2 protein-coding genes are annotated in these 2,483 nt (G+C 72.7%); both read right to left on the reverse strand.

Translation table 11 applies throughout. The features are described 5' to 3' along the window. On the reverse strand, positions 1-2,220 hold a 2,220-nt coding region (locus tag VGD93_RS05755), incomplete at its 3' end, for an eCIS core domain-containing protein (protein WP_395010093.1). After that, positions 2,217-2,483, reverse strand: a 267-nt coding sequence (locus tag VGD93_RS05760) for a hypothetical protein (protein WP_395010095.1), incomplete at its 5' end; no start/stop codon positions are given. The genes VGD93_RS05755 and VGD93_RS05760, both read right to left, overlap by 4 nt.

Below are 2,483 nucleotides of genomic sequence, written 5' to 3' on the forward strand. Positions count from 1 at the left end.
CATCGCGACCTGCCACTTGGGCTTGTGCAGGCCCAGCGACCACGGGGATTGGGCCGTGACGGTGGTGAGCGCGTGGTGGAAGGTGGCGTAGTGGCGCGGGCGCACTTCGGTGCCGAAGGACATGATGCCGGCGTTGTGTTCCTTGATCGCGCCGGGCAGCGGATTGCCGCCCGCGTCGGTCATGGCCTTAGCCATGGCGTCGTGCGCGACCGGGTCGCCGATGTTGGTGCCGCCGGTGAGGTATTCGTCGTCGAGGCCGAAGGCGTGGCCCCATTCGTGCGCCGCGGTGATCATGCGCTCGCCGCCGTCGACGATGAGGTCGACGCGCCGGTCGCTGGCGAGCTTGGGCTGCGTCTGGTCGGCTTCGGTCTCGCCGCGCGGCGTCAGCGTGACGCGCGAGGCGGTGTTGGCGAAGCCGTTGTTGGCGAGGTAGTCGCGCACGGCTTCGGCGCGGCGCTGCGACAGGTCCATGTTGTGCTTTTCGCTGCCCGAGGCGCTGGCGTGGCCGACGATCTCGACGCGCACTTCCTGGTGCGCGGCGTTGGCGGTGGCGCCGTTGAACTGGTTGATGAAGGCGTTGAGCGTGCCGATCGCGGCCGGCGTGAGCACGTCCGAGTTGTTGCCGAACTCGACCGATTCGCGCAGCAGGTCGTATTCCTTCGGGCCGGTCGTGGTGCTCGCGAGCCGCATCGTCTGGTCGTAGGCGTCGGCGCCGCTGCCCGAGCCGACCTCGTGCGAGATGTCGTAGGTGCGCAGGCTCTCGCCGGTGGGCATCTTGTAGGTCTCGGTCGCCATGTGGTCGCCGGCCGCCTTGGCGCGCGCGCCGATGTCGAGGGCGACGCGCACGTCGGCGCCGAGCCAGTTCCAGCGCGGCCTGTTGAGGAAGAAGCTGTGCTGGCCGCCCCAGGTCGTCTCGATCAGCGACTTCAGCTGGCTGATCCACGGCGCTCGCTCGGCGGGCGTCCATTGGTAGGCGGCGAGCACGGCGCTGCGCAGCAGCGGGATCGGGATCGCGTTGATGCGCGCGGCAAGCGCGGTGATCGCGGGGGTCACCGGCAGGTCCGGGTGCGGCACGATGGCGCCACCGCTGACGACCAGCGTGTCCTTGAACTCGACCGCGACGCCCTGCTTGATGTCGAGCATGCCGTCGCCCTCGGCGGGGTCGGGCTTGTACTGCGCGTCGAAGCCGCCGATGCCGCCGGCGCCGACGATGCCTTGCGGCGCGGCCGGGTAGGGGCCGGCCCTGGCCCATTTCTCGGACTTGTCGAGTTCCTCCTTGCAGGCCGCCATCGGGTCGCCGGGGGCGCCGCCGCCGCCGAAGAGGTCGTCCCAGAAGTCGCGCTGCAGCTTCGGCGCGGCGCTCTGCGGGCCGCCGGCCTCGGCCTGCTGGCCGACGTGGGCGAGCTCGTGGGCGAGGAGTTCGAGACCCGCATCGCTTTCCGGCGCGTAGCTGCCGGCGGTGAAATACACGTCGTTGCCGACCGTGAAGGCGCGCGCGTGCATCTCGACGCACATCGCATCGGCCTCCGCATCGGTGTGGATGCGCACGGCGGAGAGGTCGCGGCCGAGCTGGGCTTCGAGCTTGGCGCGCAGCTCGGGGTCGAGCGGCGCGCCCTGGCCCTGGCGGGCGGCGATGCGCTGTTCGGTGGCGGGGGGCGCGGTCTTGCCGGCGAGGGCGTCGGCGCCGCCGGCGGCGGTCTTGGGGGTGTCCGCCGATTGTTTCGCGCCGGGGGTGGTGCCGGCCTTTTCCCCCTCGCCGGTCGCGGCGGTGGTTTTTTCTCCCTCGCCGGTCGCGACCGCGCGCAGCAGCTTGGGCGCGAGGACTTCCTTCTTCGGCGGGGTGATCGCGGGCTCGAGGCTGCCGCGCGGGGCGGTGCCGCTGCAGGTGGGGCATGGCGTGCCGGCTGCGGCGTCCTGCGGCCTGCGCAGCGCGCGGCGCACGTCGCCGGCGACCTGGTCGGCCTCGCGTTCCTCGGGATCCTGCGGGTGGCTGATGGCGAGCTTGGCCTGCAGGTAGCCGGGGGCGCCGGGGCGCTTTTCCTGCGGCGTGCCGGCCCCGGTCGCGGCGTCGGGCGATTGCGGGGCCGTGCCGGCGGCCTGGTCGGCGGGGGCCTTGCCTGCGGGTTCCTGCCTCCCGGCGGGCTTGGCCTCGGGGGCACCGCCCGGCGCCTTCCTTTCCGGTGTGCTCTTGCGGCGCAGACCGGCGGAGAGGCTGCTCATGACGTGCCCCGAGCGTGCATCAGCTGCGGCGGCGGGGTGCGGCCGATCTTGCGGTATTCGTCGATCAGCGCGGCGACGAGCTGTTCGGCGGCGATCGGGCGGGTGGCGTCGCCGGATCCTTGCCCGGCTTCCGCGGGGTCGAGCGCCGCGGCCTGCAGCACGGCGTTGCGGATGTGGCCGCCGGGCAGTGTGCAGTAGCTTGCGAGCTGACGGCACAGGGCGGCGTCGGGGGAGCGCTGCCCCAGGTGCGACTGCCAGATACG

Source organism: Devosia sp. (genome assembly GCF_036406155.1).
In the GTDB taxonomy this organism is placed as follows: Bacteria; Pseudomonadota; Alphaproteobacteria; order Rhizobiales; family Devosiaceae; genus Devosia_A.